Raw genomic sequence first — 17,312 nt, 5'->3', positions numbered from 1 at the left:
CCGCTCAGGAACTGCTGGCCTGCACGACCTTGCGCCGCTCCACATAGCCGGGAGAAAGCGCGCGCGTGTTGTCTGGGCAGGCCGTGGAGTTGCAGGCCACGGCATCGATGGTGTAGATACGCACCGTATTGCTGGTGCCCGGGCTGGCCGGGTTCTCGCCCTCGTTGTAGAGCGTGGAGTTGCAGGTGACGGTGACTCGCGTACCGAGCGTGCTGCTGAGGTCCAGGGTCTGGCTGGCGCCGGCGCAGGTGGTCCAGGAGCCGGTGGCGTTGAGCGCTTGAGCGAGGCCCCACTGGGTGCCGGCCTGCGCTGCCTGCAGCGCGCGTGCTGCCATCACGTCCATGGCGCTGGCCTGAGCCGCGCTGCTGCCCAGCCGGACGATGGCGGCCGCCAGGCCGGCCAGCACGACGAGGATGATCAGCACGGCCACGGCGCCCAGGCCCTGTTGCGATTGCTTGTTGCTCATGGTGCGTTCACCACATGGGCACCGCCGGTGACGGTGGCGCTTTCGCCGTTGCGGGTGAGCTGGAACTGCGCCCACACATAGCCGAACTGGGCCGAAGCGCCGGGGTTGGGGTCATACACGAAGCTGCAGCTGCTCAGGCCGCTGGCCACCTTGCTGGCGGTGGCGACGCTCGGGCAGGACGAGGGATACGCGGCGTTGAAGCCGTAATTCGATAGCCGCCACAGCGAACCGCCATTGCAGACATAGAACACCGCCTTCTCGGAGGCCGAGACGATGCTGAAGCGGCCGCTCGCAAAGCCGGGTGGGAACTGCGTTGCCGGGATTGTCAGTCGGTGCTTGCCCTGCGTGGCCGCCGGCGTGCTGAGGGCTGTGATGGCAGCGCGGTTGACGCCGCTGTACACATCATTGCCATTCTGGTTGCCGACCACCAGGTAGTCGCCCACGGCCGGCAGGCTGGTGAACGGCGTCAGCACGTCCAGCGTCGTGCTGGGTTGGCTGGGGTCCAGTGGCGCGGCGCAAGTGGCCCCGGGGGTGCAGCCCACGCCGCTGTCGTTGACCAGGTCGGGCCCCATGCGCAGGCGGCCACCGCCGGTGCTGGGCACCAGCTCCAGGCATTGGTCGTTGGGAATGCGGACCGAGTTCGGCACCGCCGAGCGCACATCACGCAAGAGGCGGCGCAGGGCGGTATCGGCGTCGTCGGACAGTGCCGCGCGCGTGCTGCTGCTCAGGTAGATGTCAAGTGCCGGGCGCAGGAAGAGGGCGAGGCTCACCGCCAGCACGCCGGTGATCACGATGACGATCACCATTTCCACCAGCGTGAAGCCGGCGCTGCCATTCACTGAGCCTGCTTGGCGCATCACATGCTTGCTCATCAGGTGTAGAAGGTCCGGTAGCCCTGCAGCACAAAGCTCTGCCCGCTCTGGCTGACGGTGATGGTGATCTGCAAGGTATTGGCCAGGCCCTGCCAGGTGACGGACTGCACCGAGATGCTGACCGAGTAGCCGTTCAGCGAGTCGATCGTCGAGCCGTCGATGGCGCAAATCTTGTTGCTCGTGGCGTAGCCGTTGTAGTCGCGCACGTCATTGAAGGTGTTGCGCGCGCAGGCCGCGGGCGCCGCATTGGCGGTGACCGCATAGGGCCGCAACTGGATCTCCTCCATCAGCTCCTCGGCCACCGACAGCATCTGCTTTTGCAGCACCGGGTCGGCGGAGCCGCGGCCCACCGTGGAGAAGGCGACCAGCACGCCGGCCAGGCCAACGCCCACCACCACGATCACCAGCAGCATCTCCGGCAGCGTGAAGCCGCTGCTGCGCCCTGGTGAACCGGGTGAACCGCACGCGCGCCTGCTATTCCACATGGCCGGTCTCTCCCACGACGTTGACACTGGCCTGGCCTGTGATGGCGATGGTGAAGTTGCTGGCGGTGCTGCCGGCGCCGTCGCTCGTGACCCGGCCGGAAGGCTGGAAATAGAGGATGGCGCTGGAGGTGCCGGGCGCGTTGCTGCTGCGGGCGAAGGCGGTGTCGCCGTCGTAGCCGCGCAGCGTGCTGCTGCAGGCGCTGGCCGGATTGCTGCCGGCAATCGTCAGGGTGACCGTGCCGGTGCTGACGCTCGCGCAGACCAGGCGCCGCGCGGCCACTGCCGTGTGGTGCGCATGGCGCAGCGAGCTGGCCACGTCCTGATGCCAGGCTTCGCCCGCCACGTCCATGGTGCTCAGGCGCGGCATGGCCACCACGGCCATCACGCCGACGATGATCAGCACCAGCACCAGCTCGCCAATCGTGAAGCCGCGGGCGCGCGCTCTGCTAGAAGATTTCGCGCACATGGAGGTTCTTGCGTATCTCGGGCGAGAAGATGCCGAAGCTGGCGCGGGCACTCGGGTCGCGGTCCCAGGCGCTGCCGCAGCCGCCGGCACTGCCGTATTGCGAGCGCAGCCAGGGCAGGTTGGCGCCGGTGCTGGCGGGGCGTGCCACGCTGGAGCACGCCGAGTCGGCGGTGCTGCTGCCGAGGTTGATGGCCAGGTCCAGGCTGCCGGCTGCGGCCGGGCTGGCTGCAGACAGGGTCAAGCTGCCGCCGCCCGAGGCGATGGCGATTGCCGATGCGCTGTTGTTCATCGCGCCGCTCGTGGCACCGCTGGGCGTCAGCGGATTGAAGCGCGCGATGGCTGCAGCGGGAATGCTGGTGCAGCTGTCCTGCGCATTCTTGATCCAGCTCTTGCCGCTCCAGTACTGGGCCTCCACGGCAAGGGCCAGCGCCGTGGCGTGCGGGCCGAAGGCATTGGAGATGCGCAGGCGGCCGCTGCGCAGCGGCATGCTGCCTTCGGTGAAGCCCAGCGAGCTGACGCCATCGCTGTCGGTCGTGCGCACGACCAGGCTTGCCGGCGCGCCCAGCTTGCTGGTGTAGGTGTAGGCGGGCGTGTTGACCGTGGCCAGGCCCAGCACGAAGTTGCCCAAGGGGACGATGGCCGTGCTGCCGAAGCTGCCCAGGCCCAGCGCCGTGCCATCGCTGAGCGTGTGCACCTTGGCATAGGCAGGGCTCAGCCGGCTGCCGCCGTCGTAGTTGACGGTCGTCATGTTGATCGCATTGCGCGCCGCCAGGGCCACGGTGAAAGGCTGGCCTGCGTAGCTGAAGGACGGGCCGCAGGCCGGCGTCACCGTGACGTCGAAATGGTCAGGCGTGAATGGCCCCACGGCGCCGGCGCTGCCGGTGCTGCCCGTGGCTGAGAAGCCGCTGCCCAGGTAGTTGTTCAGCGTGGCCGTCAGGTCGATCTTGCCGACCTCGGTCCAGGCGAGATTGCTGGCGGTGGCACTGCCGGCGCTGAAGCTGCCCAGGCTGCCGGCGAAGATGCCGTCGCTGACGCCACTGCCGGTCGGCAGGACGCGTGAATGCGTCAAGCTGGGCGCGGCCGGGCTGCTTTCCCTGCCGAAGTTGGCCATGGCTGTGCCGGCGTTATTGCGCGCCGTCAGCGTGGCCGAGAAGTTGCGGCCGGCCTTGATCGGTGCGGCGGTGATGGCGCTGAAAGCGAAGTCCTTGGGCGCGGCGATGAAGCTGTCGCTGCCGCTCATCGCCAGGCCCGCATCGCTGCCGCTGCCGGTGTAGCTGGCCGTCAGTGTCATCTGGCCTGCATCGGCATACAGGAGGCTGAAGCTGGCGACGCCGCTGGCATTGAAGCTGAGGCTCGTGGTCTGGCCCGTCGCGTCGCAGGCTGCAGCCATGCTGTTGCTGCTGTTCAAAGCCTTGCCGGCAACGCGAGCGGGCACGAAGCCACTGCCGGGATTGCCGTAGCCGCAAGTGAACTTGATGTTCTTGCTGACGCTGGCAAAGGCCGGCGTGCATGCCAGGCTGGAGTCGGATTTGCGCACGGCGCTGATGCTAACCGTCTGCGAGTTCTCTGCGACATGGTTTGGCACATCGAAGATGAAGCCGGAATCGACGGCACTGAAGGTGCAGGAGGGGCTGCCGAAGTTGCAGCTGGTGGCCGCGGCGGCTGTTGGCGTGCTGGTGCTGGCACCGAGCAGGGCAGATCCGACCGTGGTCATCTGCATGGCCACGGTGGTCGAGCTGGCGCCGGAACCGATCGTGAAGCCGCTGCCCGAAGGCCAGGTCACGGTCGCGCCGCTGCCCGCGCTCAAGGATCCGCTGACACCGCCGGTATAGAGCGTGCTGCAGCTCGCGTCCTGGCAAGCCAGCACGGTGATCGAGGTCGGCGAGCAGGTGATGCCGCTGCCGCTTGCATGTTGAAGCTCCAGGTGATGCAGGCTGGTCGGCGTGGAGCCGCCGCAACTGGATGGGGCTGTCTTCAGCGGCGCTGTGTCGCTGCGCGTCGGATTGCCAGGCACGGTGTAGGCCACGTCGCAGATGCCATTGGCATTCGCGTCCACGCAGGTTTCGGAGTAGCCGGTGCTGCCACTGGTGCTGCCCCAGAAGTTACCGACGCCGCTCACCGTGTAGCTCGAATTCTGGTCACGGTTGTACGCGTCGTCGCTGCCGGTGCTGGCGTAGAAGCAGTTGCCCGAGATCAGGGTGCCGGTCCATTCCTGAGCGTCGAGCAGGCGCAGCGCATTGTTGCCATTGCTGCGCGAATGGTTGTTGCTGACAACGCCGCTGCCGCCGCCGGCTTCGATATAGATGCCGTGGCCGCCGGCACTGAGGACCTTGTTGTTCGTGACCTGCCAGGCGCCCCAGGTCTTGCTGGCGCGGATGCCATGGTGGCTGGAGCCCGAACCGGCCGTGATCTCGGTCTTGTCGACCGTGAAGGTGCCGGCATTGCCGGTCAGGAAGATGCCGGTAGCGCCGGCCTGGATCTTGTTCTTGCTGAGCGTGCCGACCTTGATCCTGGCGTTCTGCGAGCCGTTGAGATAGATGCCTTCCTTTTCGGAGGTGATGTCCAGGTCTTCCAGCGTGGGAGCGTCGCCACCATTCACCCGGATCGCGCCGCCATGCGAGGCGCTGATGGAGACCCGCTTGATTTCCCAGGCTCCCCAGACATTGCTCTGCACCTGGATTGCGTTGTCATTGGCACTGTCGGTGCCGCCGGAGAGCGTGGTGTCGTGGACCTTGAAGGTGCCGGTGTCGCCGATGTAGTGCAGGCCATCGTTGCCGGCGCTGATCGTGTTGCGCGCCAGCGTCTGCACCTGCAGCGTGGAGTTCTGCGAGTCTTCCAGGTAGATGCCGTGCGAACCCGCATTGATCACGATGTCGGTGAATACCGGGCTGGACCAGCGCGCCTTCACATGGATGCCATGGGTCTTGGCGCTGGTGACGGTGATGCGGCTGAAGGTAACGGTGTCGCCACTGCCGCTGGCATCAATGCCCATGCCCTTGGCCGAGGTGATGGTGACCTGGCTCAGCATCAGGGCGGGCGAGTAACCGCTGAATTTGATGCCGTCCCCCTGCGCATCGATCTTCAAGTTCTGGCCAGTGAAGTTGCCAGCATCGGTGCCCGATATCGCGACGCAGTTGCCGTTGGGGCCCAGCAGGTCCAGGCCCTTGAGCGTCACATTGTTCTTGCTGACCGTGATCAGCTTGTTGCCGGTGCAGTTGCCCGGCCAGATCTTGACGTCGAGTGCGCCGCTGGCCGACTGCATCGTCAGGCCTGCGTGGCCGGTGCCAGTGATGTCGAGATTGTTCTCGGCATAGGTGCCGGCGCAGATATTGATCGTGTGATTGCTTCCCGAGCCGCCTGCCGCCGCCAGTGCTGCGGAGATGCTGCTGTGCGTAGGGCTTGTGCACGATGCGCTGGCGGTGCCCACCTTGTACGTCGTTGCCCAGGCGGGCATCGCCAATGTCAGCAGCGCCAGCGCCAGCATGCCGATGCGGGCGCGCTGGCGAGGAGGGCGGGCGGCGGAGCTTGCGCTTGCTGCAACCTGTCGGGCTTGCATGGTGCCGATCATGTCAAATCGGCGGCGTTTTGTGCGAGTTGCGAGCATGCCTGGCGCAACTCGCCGGCATTTGTTCTCGCCGCCACGGTGGCTTCAGAACAGTTCGCGCGTGTGCAGGTTCTTGCGGGTTTCGGGCGAGAAGATGCCGAAGCTGGCGCGGGCGCTCGGGTCGCGGTCCCAGGCGCTGCCGCAGCCGCCGGCGCTGCCGTATTGCGAGCGCAGCCAGGGACGGGCGGCGGCAGTACTGGGATTGCGTGAAATGCTGGAGCATGCCTGGTCAGCTGCGGCATTGCCCAAGTTGATGGCCACGTCCAGGCTGCCTGCAGCGGCGGGGCTGGCCGCTGACAGCGTGAGCGTGCCGGCGCCCGCGGCAATCGTGACAGCAGAGGCCGTATTGTTCATCGCGGTACTGACGGTGCCGGTCGGCGTCAGCGGATTGAAGCGCGCGATGGCGGATGCCGGGATGACGGTGCAACTGTCCTGCGCGTTCTTGATCCAGCTCTTGCCGGTCCAGTACTGCGCCTCGACGGCGAGACCCAGGGGGCTGCTCTTAGAACCAAAGCCGTTGGACAAGCGCAGGCGGCCGCTGCGCAGCAGCGTCGTGCCTTCGGTCCCGGCACCGGCCGAACTGACGCCGTCGGTGTCGGTGGCGCGAACCTTCAATGTGTTGGCGCCGGTCTGCTTGACCGAGTAGCTGTAGGTCGGCGCCGTGGTCGTGGCCACGCCCAGCGAGAAACTTCCCTGGGCTATCAGGTTGCCGCTGAAGGTGCCCAGGCCCAGGCTGGGGCTGCCGCCATCACTGAGCGTCACATTGCGCGCGAAAAAGGGCGCCAGCGATACGCCGTCGTAGTTGCTCGTCTGCGCGCCGGCCTTGTTCCGGGCCACCACCTTCACCGTGAAGGGCTGGCCTGCATAGCTGAAGCTGCCGCTGCAGCCTTGCGTCACCGTCACATCGAAATGATCGGGAATGAAACGCAAGGCCCCGGTGCTGCCGTTGATCGACAGCGCGCTGCCAAGATAGTTGGGATGGCTGATGGTCCAGCGGCCTTCACCGACCTCGGTCCAGCTCAGGCTGGTCGTGCTGGCACTGCCGTTGCTGAAACTGCCCAGCGTGCCTGTGGCGGTGCCGACGACGGCGCCGGGCCCTGTGGGTGCGGTGTGGGTCCAGCCAAAAGTCGGCAGCGCCGCAGGCGCCTCGGCGCCAAAGCCAGGCGTGGTCATGTTGATGCTGTTGATCGCGGTGATCGTGGCTGGATAGGACTCACCCGCCTTCAACAGGCTGCTGGCCGGCAGCCCGCTGAACACGAAGCTCGCCGGCGCGGCGACGAAATCGTCGGTGCCGTTCAGCACCAGGCCTGCGTCGCCGGTGGCGGCTGAGCCTGTGTAGCTGGCCGAGAGGCTGAGCTTGCCGGCATCGGCGTATTGCACGATGACCGAAGCCGCGCCGGAGCCATCGAAATCGAGATTGACCGTCTGGCCTGTGCCATCGCAGGCAGCGCTCGCGCTGTTCGATGCATTGAGTGCTTTGCCGCCTACGCGAACCGGCATCGTGCCCGTGCCCGGATTGGCATGCGCACAGGCAAAGCGCACGGCCTTGGTCTTGCTGGCGAGGGCCGTGACGCAGCTGCCGCCGGCGCTGGTCAGCGCAGAGACGCTGACCGTCTGCGGCGTTTCGGACACATGGTCGGGCACATCGAACACGAAGCCCGCATTGGCCACCGTGAAGCGGCAGCTCGGCGATCCGAAATTGCAAGTGGGCGTGCTGGTGGTCGGGCTGGGCGACAGGCCGCCGACGCCGATGTCGACGAAACCGGCGGTGCCGATGCTGAAGCTCTTGCTGACCGAGCTGCTGCCGCTGGGAATTGCAAAACTGGCGCCGCTGCCATTGCCGGTGCTGCCGTCCCAGCTCACTGCGGGCGTGCCGGTAGCGGTCAGCGTGCCGGCAAAGCCGCCGGTGAACAGGCTGGAGCAGCTGGCATTGGCGCAGGCGCGCAGGGTCAGGGTGGAGGGCGCGCAGGTCAGGCCGTTGGCGCCGGCGTACTGGATCTCCAGATGGTCCACCACATAGCTGGGGCAGCTGTGCGTGCTGGCCATGGCGACGCTGACCTGGGTGCTGGTCAGCACATAGTTGTAGACCTGCAGCTCGTCGATCAGGCCGTTGGCCGAGTTCACGCTGCCGTTGCTTTCTGCCACGCCCAGCGGGTTGTCGCCGACATGCAGCTGGCCCACGCCGGTGCTGACGGTGCCCGAGGAAGTGAAGGCGCTGGCCGTCGGCGTGGCGCCATTGACGAACACCTGCAGCTTGTCCTGGTTGCTGCCGGCAGCGCCGTTGAAGTCCCAGCTGACCGCGACATGCACCCAGGTTCCGGCCGCAAAGGCGTTGGCCCCGGTGGTGACCGAACGGCTGGCGCCGGTGCTGTCCTTGACCGTGAAGACCAGGGCGCCGGAGGCCTTCCTGGTCAGGTAGAACCATTCGCCACCCACACCCGAGGCATCGAGCAGTTGCGCGTCGACGACGCCGCTGCCGCTCCAGGCGGTGCTGGACTTGTACCAGAAGGCAATCGTGCCGGTGCCCTGCAGATTGAGCCCGCCGGTGGAGATGTTGACGCCGGTGCGCACGGCATCCACTTGGCCGGCACTGGTGTTGAGTGGAATGCTGGCGGCGCGGCAGACCTTGCCGCTGGCCGCGGTCTGCGCCAGGCCCAGTGCGGTCCCGGGGTGGCCGCCGGGCGTGCTGGAGTCGGCCACCTGGTTGCTGACTCCTGGCGCCCAGGCCGCCTCGTCGAAGTAGTAGGCGGCGCTCGGCCTGGGCAGGAAGAACTTGATCGCCGTGTTGGGCGCCGGCTCGGTCGCGGCGCCGAAGGCCAGCACCTGGTAATCGGTGGTGCTCAGCTGCCAGCCGATCTGGGCTGTGCCGGTACCGCCGTGGCTGATTGCGCCGTACTGGTAGACGAAGCTGCCGTCCTCATTGAGGATGACTTGCAGGTCGAAGCTGCCGCTGGTGTTGCCGGCGTTGACCCATTCGGGCACGTTCTTCCAGGTCACCACGAACTGGCGCGAGGGCGCCGTCCCGAGCGTGGCCACCGAGACATAGCAGGTCGCGCTGCTGGTGCAGGGCGTCTTGTTGGCCGCCGACGGGTAGTTGGGCTTGTCGACCAGGTTGGTGTGGTCGAGGTCGACGCCGAACACCTTCATGGTGTTGTTGACCGTCGAGCTGGGATAGACGTTGGTGTAGGTCTGAGGCGGGCCGATGCTCTGCGTGCCCGCGCCGCAGGTGGTGTTCCCGAACTGCAGCCGGCCATTGCTGTTGATGTACAGCGAGGTGTAGTCGGTTGCGCCGAAACGGAAAGTGAAGCCTATCGGTATCAGCGTGCTCAGCGTGTCGTCCAGCACCGGCGGCGTCGAAGTGCAGCCGGTGGTGAACTTGTGAGGCGTGGTGGCGTAGCCGACCTTGCTGTGGCTGCTGGAGTCGATCCAGTTGAAGGTCGCCGAAGCGCTGAAATAGGTCTGCGCGGCGGCGGGCCCCAGGGCTGCGACGCCCAGGAGCAAGGCTGCTGCGACGCGTCGCAGCAGCCCGTGTCGACGCAGGTCCGTCAGGATCAGGTGCCGGCGCCGATGGCGGTGAAGTTGGCGGTGGCCGTGGTGCTGGTCTGCGTCACGGTGCATACCAGGTTGTCGCCGATATTGGTGATGGGGCCGGCGGCCACGGTGTAGCCGGTCGGCAGGCCGCCTTGCAGCACGGTGCCCACTTCATTGCAGTTGCGGATCTTCACGCACTTGTTGGCAGTGACCACATTGCCCACGACAGCGCAGGATCCGTAGTTCAAGGACATGGCGCTGTTGGCGGCGCCGGCAACGCCTGCGAGGGCGGCGCTCTTGGCTTCGCTGCCCAGGTCAAAGAACTTGGGCAGGGCGGTGGCCGCCAGCACGCCAAGAATGACGATGACAACGATCAGTTCGATCATCGTGAAACCCTGCTGGGCGGAACGCTTCCGAGTCTTCATGGCTCAACTCCTTGTCTTTTCAACGCGCCGCATGCCGGCGCCTGCTTGGATGCCGACGCCGTGGCGCAGGCTGCTTGCTCAAGCGCCGATGCGGCGCGTTCTTGCGATTGCTTGAACTCCTGACTGGCTTGCCTGCCCTGCGTGCTCAAGTCCCCGAGTCTTGTCAGGGCCACGCTGATCAGTACCGCAGTCACGATGGTGATGATGGCAAATTCCAGCTTCGCTGTGCCAAGCTGGCTTGCAAATGCTGGCGCTGCGGCACTTGTTCTCACTCGGCAGGGCAGCAGGCATGGCGCTCGCACAACGCACAGGTCAGTTGTCGGCCGCCCAGGGCTGAGCTTGAACCGCGGGGCGGGAATGTTCAACATCCCCGATGCCTCATCGCTTCATGGCCACACGGCCCAGGTCCCAGATCGGCAGGAACACGCCCAGCGCCAGGATCAGCACCAGCACGCCGAGGAAGACGATGAGGATGGGCTCGATCTGCTGGCCCAGGGTCTTGAGCTCGTACTGCACCTCGTTGCTGTAGAGCGAGCCGACTTCGTCGAGCAGCTCGTCCAGCGCGCCGGTCTCCTCGCCGACCGCAATCATCTGCAGCACCACGGGCGTGAACACGCCGCTGGCCGCCGCCGCGCGCAGGATGGAGTCGCCGCGCTCGACGCTCTCGCGCATCTTCTCGACCTTGCCCTGCATGAACTTGTTGTCCACCGTCTGGGCCACCACGGTCAAGGCCTGCTCCACCGGCACCCCCGCCTTGAGCGACAGGCTCAGGGAGCGCGTCATGCGCGCCAGCATGCCCTTCTTGACGATCTTGCCGGCCAGCGGGAGCTTCAATTTCTTCTCGTCCCACCAGACTTGACCGACCTCGGTCGCGGTCCAGCGCTTCCACAGGAAGAACGCGACCACGGCCGCGATGCCGATCAGCCAGCCGTACTTGATCGTGAACTCGGACGTGCCCAGCAGCAGGCGAGTGGCCAGCGGCAGCTCGGCATTGAAGCTCTTGAACACGCCGGCAAAGGCCGGGATCACCATGGTGTTGATCACGCCGATGGCGATGGCCATGGCAATGCCGACGAACATCGGATAGCGCAGCGCGGCCTTGACCTGCTGGCTCATGAAGAGCTCGAATTCCAGATGGCTGTACAGGCGCAGCAGCACCTCGTCGAGCTTGCCGGTCATCTCTCCCACACGCACCAGCGCGACATAGAAGCCGCTGAACACGCCGGGATGCTGGGCCAGCGAGGTGGAGAAATCGATGCCGGATTCCAGGCTCTGGCGCAGCGCCAGCAGCGTGGCCTTGAGGCGCAGGTGCGTGGCCGATTCCTGCAGCCCGGCCAACGCGCGCAGTATGGGCACGCCCGAGCGCAGCAAGGTGTGCAGCTGCCGGCTCATCAGCATCAGGTCGACGGTGCCGACCGGCGGAATGGTCCAGCGCTCGAACAGCTTGGCCAGGCTCAGGTCTTCGCTGCTGCTGGGCCTGCCGGTCGGCTTGATGCTGACCGGCATGTGGCCGCGGCCGCGCAGGAGTTCGGCGACCTCGCCCGGATTGGCAGCCTCCAGCACGCCGCTGATCGCGTCAGCGCCGCTGCGTGCGGTGTAGGCGAAGTGCGGCATGGCGACTGCTGTTCCCGTTCAATCAGTCCATCTGGCTGGAGACGCTCATCGCGTCGGCCACCGAGGCGCGGCCGGCCAGCGCCAGGGCCAGCGCTTCCTTCGCGAGCGTGCGGCCCTGCATCTGCGCGCGGGCCACGTCGGCCACCAGGTTCGGGTCTTCCTGATTGATGGCCTGGATCATGTCGCGGTCCATCTCCAGGAACTCATAGACGCCCATGCGGCCGGTGTGGCCGGTGTGGTTGCACTTGGCGCAGCCGGGGCTGTGTCGCAGGCCCGAGATGTCGGGCTCGGCCTCGCCGGAGAGCGCGCGCAGCCAGGCCATCTCGTGCGCGTCGGGCCGGTAGGGCGTGGCGCAATGCGGGCACAGCACGCGCACCAGGCGCTGCGCCAGCACCAGTTGCAAGGAGGTGGCCACCATGAAGTGCGGCACGCCCATGTCGATCAGGCGCACCGGCGTCGAAGCCGCATCGTTCGTGTGCAAGGTGGACAGCACCATGTGGCCGGTCATGGCGGCGCGCAGGCCGATCTCGGCGGTCTCGAGGTCGCGCATTTCGCCGACCAGGATGATGTCCGGATCCTGGCGAAGCGCAGCGCGCAAGACGCGACCAAAGCTCAGGTCGATCTTCTCCATCACCTGCACCTGGTTGATGCCGGGCAGGCGGTATTCCACCGGGTCTTCCACGGTGATGATCTTGCGGCCGGTGCTGTTGAGCTCGTTCAGCGCCGCATACAGCGTGGTGGTCTTGCCGCTGCCGGTGGGGCCGGTGACCAGCACCATGCCGCTGGGCTTGTGGATGGCCCGATGGATGGCCTGCGCCACATGCGGCGGCAGGTTCAGGGCCGGCAGGCTCAAGAGGCCGCCGCTCTGGCTGAGCAGACGCATGACCACCGACTCGCCGTACTGCGTGGGCATGGTCGAAAGGCGCACGTCCACCGCGCCGCTCTTGAGCTTGACGGCGAAGCGGCCGTCCTGCGGCAGGCGGCGCTCGGAGATGTCGAGGCCCGACATCAGCTTGAGCCGCAAGGCCACGGCGCCGGCAATCTTGGGGTCAGACTCGGTCTGCACATGCAGCACGCCGTCGATGCGGTAGCGGATGCGCAGGCTTTTTTCCTGCGGCTCGATGTGGATGTCGGAGGCGCGCACGCGCAGCGCTTCCTCGAACATCGACAGCAGCAGCCGCACAACCGGTGCGTCTTCAGCGCCCGTCGCGTTCAAGCCGAGCAGGTCGCCGAGGTCCACCTCGACGCTGGCCAGCTCGCTGCCGAGCTGCTTGGCCAGGCCGGCAATTTCGCCCGCGCCCTGGTAGGCCGCATCCATGGCGGCAAGCAAGGGCGTTTCGGCCACCACAACGAGGTCGAATTCGCGCTTGATCAGGCGCGTCAGCTCGTCATAGGCATTGATGTCGCTGGGGTCGGCCATGCCGACCATCACCACGCCACCGCTTTCCTGCAGTGGCAGGGCGCGCAGGCGGCGGGCCTGCACCTCGGGCAGCAGGCGCGCGATCTCGGGCCGCACCGTGCGACGGGCCAGGTCGACGAAGGGGATGCGCAACTGCTTGCCCAGCGCCTGCGCGATCTGCTCTTCGGTGACCCAGCCGTTGTCAATGATGACGCGGCCCAGCTTGCGGCCGCTGCTGCGCTGGTCGGACAGCGCTTCGTTCAGTTGCTCGGCCGTGACCAGGGCCTGCTGGACCAGCAGGTCGCCGAGGCGGACGCGTTCTGGTCTTGCCATCTTCAGTTGCTCTTCGGGGCTTCGGGCGCGGTCAGGGTGGATTCAGGCCAGCCTTGGCCATCGGCCGAGATGATGGTCGGCTTCATCAGGATCACCAACTCGCGCTTCTTGTTGACATCGGCACTCTGGCGGAAGAGGCCGCCAAGCAGTGGGATCTTGGAGACGAGCGGCAGGCCGGCGCGGTCGGTCGTGGTGACCTGCTGCATCAGGCCGCCGATGGCCACGATCTGGCCATCGCGCACGCGCACGATGGAATCGGTTTCGTTCACCGAGGACGAAGCCAGCGGCAGGCGGAAGGAGCCCAGCGTGCCCAGGTCCAGGTTCTTGGTGCGCTCGGTCACGGTGCTGATGGCCGGATGCACATGCAGCATCACATTGCCGTCTTCATCGATCTGCGGTGTCACGTCCAGTGCGATGCCGCTGAAGAAGGGCGTCAGCGTGAGCGACGGCGAGGGCACGCTGTTGCTGTTGGTGCCGGTCTGTGTCGTCGTCGTGGTCAGGCCGGTGACGAAGAGCTCGTCGGTACCGACCTTGAGCACGGCTTTCTGGTTGTTCAGCGTGGCGATGCGCGGGCTGGACAGCACATGGGCCTTGCCCTGTGATTCGAGGAAGTTCAGCAGCGAGGAGAAGTTCCTGGTCTGCAAGGCCAGGCCATAGAAGCCCTTGCCGATGGCGCTGGTCTGGACCGTGCCGCCGGCCGTCACCTGGTTGCCCGCACCGTCGCTGAAGGCGCCGCTGCTGTTGAGCGTGACGCCCGGCGCGCCAACGCCGATGGTGGCGCGCAGCCGACCGTCGAGCAGGCTGCTGGCGAATGCGTTCCAGTTGACGCCGGCCTGCGCGTCTTCGTTGAGCTCGACCTCGATGATCTTGGCTTCCAGCATCACCTGGCGTTCGATGCTCAGCTGGATCGCCTTCAGGTACTGCTCGACCTGGCGCAGCTCCATCGGCGTGGCGCGCACGACGATCACGCCGGCAGACGGATTCAGGACCACGCTGCGCTTGTCAGCGGTACCGACCAGCGCGTTCAAGGAGTTCTGCACCTCGCGCCAGAAGTCGGCGTCCGACGTCGTCCGCACATGGGCGCTGTCGTCCTGGCGCTGGCCTTGCTGGCCGTTGTTGCCGCCATTGCCGTTCGACTGGTTGTTGCCCTGCTGGCCGTTCTGGCCGTTCTGCCCGGTCTGCGCCACGGTGATGGCGCTGGAGGTCACGCGCAGATCGCTGGCGCCCTGGCGGCGGCCGGGCAGGTAGTTGATCTTGAACAGCCGCGTCTGCACGGTGTTGGGCTGCACGAAGATGCGCCTGCCGGCCACACGGAAGTCGTAGCCATAGAGCTCGCGCAGGCTTTCCAGCGCCTCCAGCACCGTGGTGTCGCGCAGCGTGATCGAGACCTGGCCGCTCAGCTCGGGCGAGATCAGGATGTTGTAGCCGGTGCCGGCGCCCAGTTGCGAGAACACCTGCGCGGCCGGCGCGTTGCTGATGGAGAGGTCGAAGCGGGGCTCCTGGTCTGCCGCGAGCACCTGCGGGCTCGTGACCAGCAGGCTCAGGGCCAGAGCAGCGCTCAGCAGGCTTGTCTTCTTTTTCATTTGTTCTCCTTGGTGGCGCTTGACTTGCGCACACCGGGATTCAGGCGGAGCCATTGATCGGAGCCTCGGCCGACGCGCATCAGCACGCCTTCCTCGCTGATGGCCAGCACGCTGGCTTCGCCGACGCGGTCACCGATGCGGACCAGCTTGTCGTCGATCAGCGCCAGCGGCGGCAGGTCCTTGCCCAGGCGCAGCGCCTGCAGTTCGGGCGCCTTTGGCGCGACAGGCGCCGAAGCCGGCTTGGCATTGGCGGCTGGTGCGCTTGCAGCCAGGGCGGCGGGCGGGCGTGTGGGGTCGGCCAGCAACCCTTGGGCCTGGGCTTGCCCAAGTGCGCAGAGCAGGATCAGCAGGAGGCTGGCCTTGTTCATCAGAGTTCCAGCCATTGCTTGTCCTGGCTCAGGGTGTAGACGCGCAGTGTCAGCGCCAGGCGCGGATGCTGTTCGGCGTTGAGGCTCATGCCGCCCCACAGCAGGCGTTGCGGCAGGGCCTGCAAGGCTTGCATATAGGCGAGCAGTTCGGCATAGCTGCCTTCGACCACCAGCTCGACGCCGTGGCGATAGAGGGGTGTGGCGCCACTGCCGGTGTTGAGCTCGGTACGCGCCAGGTTCTGCATGCTGCGCAGCTTGAGCCCGGCGTTCTGGCGTATCACCGCGTCAAGCACGCCGACCATCTCGTTGGCATGGACCAATTGGCCACCGCGCTCGGCCAGCTTGGCTTCAGCCGTGCGCAGGCGCTGCTGCCAGTCCTGCAGCTCGCGCCGCTGGCCTTGCACCAGCTCTTCAAGCTGGCGCTGGCGCTGGCTCGAGGCCTCGCGCAGCTGGGCCACCGCCGCGGCCGCCAGGCGGTGTTGCTCGGCCTGGGCTTTCCATTCGCGGTAGGCCGGCGTCAGCCAGATCGAGTCGGCCGCCAGCACCAGCACGGCCAGGGCCGCACCCAGCATCAGGAGGCGCTCGCGCTGCGGCCGCGCATCGAAGCGCTCGCGCCAGGCCTTGATCTTCGCGATCATTGTTTCGCTCCCTCGGTGCCGGCGCTGGCCAGCAGGAGGAACTCGCTGAAGGACTCACCGGCCTTGACGCTCAACTGCGCAAAGCTGCGGCCCCGGAACAACGACTCTTCATTCAGGCGGCGCAGGTAGTCGGGCAGGGCGCGGGCGTCGCTCATGCGGCCCTGCAACTCCAGCTGACCATCGGGCAGCACCTTGAAGCCGGTGATCCACAAGGCGTTGCCGCCCTTCGCACCCTGGCGCGACAGGGCCAGCAGATAGTCGGCATAGCCTTCGGTGCGGCCGGCACCGCCGTTGCTCAGCACCTGCTGCAATTGATGCAGCGCGGCCTCTTCCTGGCGCAAGGCATTCAACTGCAGGCCTTGTGCATCGGCCGTGGCTTGCAAGGGCAGCGGTCGTGTCACGTGCGCCTGCATGTCCGGCAGGCTCTGCTGCAAGGCTGCGGCCTCGCGGGCCTGTTCTGCGGCAGCCCAGCGCAGGGCGAAGCCGGCCGCCAGCAGGCCCAGTGAAATCACGGCGATGCCAATCAGTCCCTGGGTGGCCGTGTAGCGCGCCTTGGGCGGCAGCAGGCTCGCATCGAGCAGATTGATGTGCTGAACACTCATGCTCATGCCGGCTCACCCCGCAAGGTGGCGCCGATGGCGACCAGGTACGCAGCCTGGATCAGCGGGTCGGCGGCCAGCTCCGGCGCGGCCGAGAGGTCGAGTGCCTGGTTCAGCTCCAGTGTCTGCACCGGCACATAGAGCAGCTCGCGCACATAGGCCATGAAGTCTTCCAGCGCCTGACCCGGTGCCACCAGCACGCGCGCCAGGCTGACCTGGGTGAAGCTGCGCTCGAAGCCGTCCAGCGTGCGCTGCAGTTCGAGGCTGGTGCGCTCGAAGGCTTGCTGGCGCAGGTCGGCATCGGCATGCGTGAGGCCGGCGAGGTTGGCATCCATCTGGCGCGACAGCAGCAGCTCGCCGCCGGCCGTGACGACCAGGCTGCTGTGGCTTTCGCCGACATGGAGCAAGGCCTGACCCCGGCCCGGCTCCTCCAGCAGGCCGCTGATATTGCGCAGGGCGGTTTCGGCCACGTCGATGGCTGTCAGTGGTGTGCCGGCCTGCTGGGCTTGCGTGACCATGGGCTGCAGGTGCGCACGCGGAGCCGCCACGGCAATCAGCCCCGGCTTGCGGCGCTGGGCGGCGTCGGCAGGAATCTCGAGCACATCGAGCGCCGCCGTATCGACCGGGAAATCCACGCGCTCCTGCAGCAGCCAGCGGGTGGCGTCTTTCCAGTCGGGCCGTGGCACATCGGGCGCATCCATGGTCACGACCTGGTACTGGTTGCGTTCCAGCACGGCGACCACGCGGCGCTGATGCAGCTCGCGCACCGACTTGAGCGCGCGCAGGCCGGCTGCCGGGTCGGCCCAGTCCTGCTCGGCCACCCAGCTCAGTCGAGGCTTCTGGCCAGCCACGGCTTCAACACAAGCCAGGCGGGCCAGGCCTCGCCCGGGCGCTAGGGCGACCCAGCCGGGGAGTTGTCGTTGACGGCT

The 17,312-nt window shown here is 66.8% G+C and carries 14 protein-coding genes; all 14 read right to left on the bottom strand.

What is annotated here, in order from left to right:
- Nucleotides 1–4 precede the first annotated feature (4 nt).
- Nucleotides 5–466: an MSHA biogenesis protein MshP gene (locus V3596_RS17885; protein WP_334279163.1), complete on the bottom strand. Its 462-nt coding sequence runs from the start codon at nt 464–466 to the stop codon at nt 5–7.
- Nucleotides 463–1,323, bottom strand: coding sequence for a prepilin-type N-terminal cleavage/methylation domain-containing protein (locus V3596_RS17880; protein ID WP_334279162.1), 861 nt, complete (start codon nt 1,321–1,323; stop codon nt 463–465). The genes V3596_RS17885 and V3596_RS17880 overlap by 4 nt, the downstream gene beginning before the upstream one ends.
- Before the next feature lie 14 nt (nt 1,324–1,337).
- The gene (locus tag V3596_RS17875) at nt 1,338–1,823 is read right to left on the bottom strand and encodes a prepilin-type N-terminal cleavage/methylation domain-containing protein (protein WP_334279161.1); all 486 of its coding nucleotides are present in this window, start codon (nt 1,821–1,823) and stop codon (nt 1,338–1,340) included.
- Entirely contained in the window at nt 1,813–2,289 is a 477-nt protein-coding gene (locus tag V3596_RS17870) for a pilus assembly FimT family protein (RefSeq protein ID WP_334279160.1), read from the bottom strand. The genes V3596_RS17875 and V3596_RS17870 overlap by 11 nt, the downstream gene beginning before the upstream one ends.
- Nucleotides 2,270–5,845 carry a right-handed parallel beta-helix repeat-containing protein gene (locus tag V3596_RS17865; protein ID WP_334279159.1) on the bottom strand — a complete coding sequence of 1,192 codons (3,576 nt, stop codon included), beginning with the start codon at nt 5,843–5,845 and terminating at the stop codon, nt 2,270–2,272. Before V3596_RS17865 ends, V3596_RS17870 begins: the two co-directional genes overlap by 20 nt.
- Nucleotides 5,846–5,938: 93 nt before the next feature.
- Nucleotides 5,939–9,511, bottom strand: a complete 3,573-nt coding sequence (locus V3596_RS17860) for a LamG domain-containing protein (protein WP_334279158.1) — start codon at nt 9,509–9,511, stop codon at nt 5,939–5,941.
- Nucleotides 9,445–9,849 carry a type II secretion system protein gene (locus tag V3596_RS17855; protein WP_334279157.1) on the bottom strand — a complete coding sequence of 135 codons (405 nt, stop codon included), beginning with the start codon at nt 9,847–9,849 and terminating at the stop codon, nt 9,445–9,447. Before V3596_RS17855 ends, V3596_RS17860 begins: the two co-directional genes overlap by 67 nt.
- A 378-nt stretch (nt 9,850–10,227) precedes the next feature.
- Complete coding sequence (locus V3596_RS17850; RefSeq protein ID WP_334279156.1) at nt 10,228–11,463, bottom strand: type II secretion system F family protein; 1,236 nt, start codon at nt 11,461–11,463, stop codon at nt 10,228–10,230.
- 22 nt (nt 11,464–11,485) lie between these two features.
- On the bottom strand, nt 11,486–13,195 hold the full coding sequence (locus tag V3596_RS17845) for a GspE/PulE family protein (protein ID WP_334279155.1): 1,710 nt from the start codon (nt 13,193–13,195) through the stop codon (nt 11,486–11,488).
- Between the two features lie 2 nt (nt 13,196–13,197).
- The gene (gene mshL / locus V3596_RS17840; RefSeq protein ID WP_334279154.1) at nt 13,198–14,778 is read right to left on the bottom strand and encodes a pilus (MSHA type) biogenesis protein MshL; all 1,581 of its coding nucleotides are present in this window, start codon (nt 14,776–14,778) and stop codon (nt 13,198–13,200) included.
- Nucleotides 14,775–15,161, bottom strand: a complete 387-nt coding sequence (locus V3596_RS17835) for an MSHA biogenesis protein MshK (RefSeq protein WP_334279153.1) — start codon at nt 15,159–15,161, stop codon at nt 14,775–14,777. The genes mshL and V3596_RS17835 overlap by 4 nt, the downstream gene beginning before the upstream one ends.
- Nucleotides 15,146–15,784, bottom strand: a complete 639-nt coding sequence (locus V3596_RS17830) for a hypothetical protein (RefSeq protein ID WP_334279152.1) — start codon at nt 15,782–15,784, stop codon at nt 15,146–15,148. Before V3596_RS17830 ends, V3596_RS17835 begins: the two co-directional genes overlap by 16 nt.
- Nucleotides 15,781–16,392: a hypothetical protein gene (locus V3596_RS17825; protein WP_334279151.1), complete on the bottom strand. Its 612-nt coding sequence runs from the start codon at nt 16,390–16,392 to the stop codon at nt 15,781–15,783. Before V3596_RS17825 ends, V3596_RS17830 begins: the two co-directional genes overlap by 4 nt.
- Nucleotides 16,389–17,234 (bottom strand): agglutinin biogenesis protein MshI, encoded by an 846-nt coding sequence (locus V3596_RS17820; protein WP_334279149.1) that lies wholly within the window; start codon nt 17,232–17,234, stop codon nt 16,389–16,391. The genes V3596_RS17825 and V3596_RS17820 overlap by 4 nt, the downstream gene beginning before the upstream one ends.
- Nucleotides 17,235–17,312 lie beyond the last annotated feature (78 nt).

It is taken from the genome of Roseateles microcysteis (assembly GCF_036880965.1).
In the GTDB taxonomy this organism is placed as follows: Bacteria; Pseudomonadota; Gammaproteobacteria; order Burkholderiales; family Burkholderiaceae_C; genus JAUASW01.
Note: the sequence above shows the minus strand (reverse complement) of the source record. Positions and strands in the feature narration are given on the sequence as shown.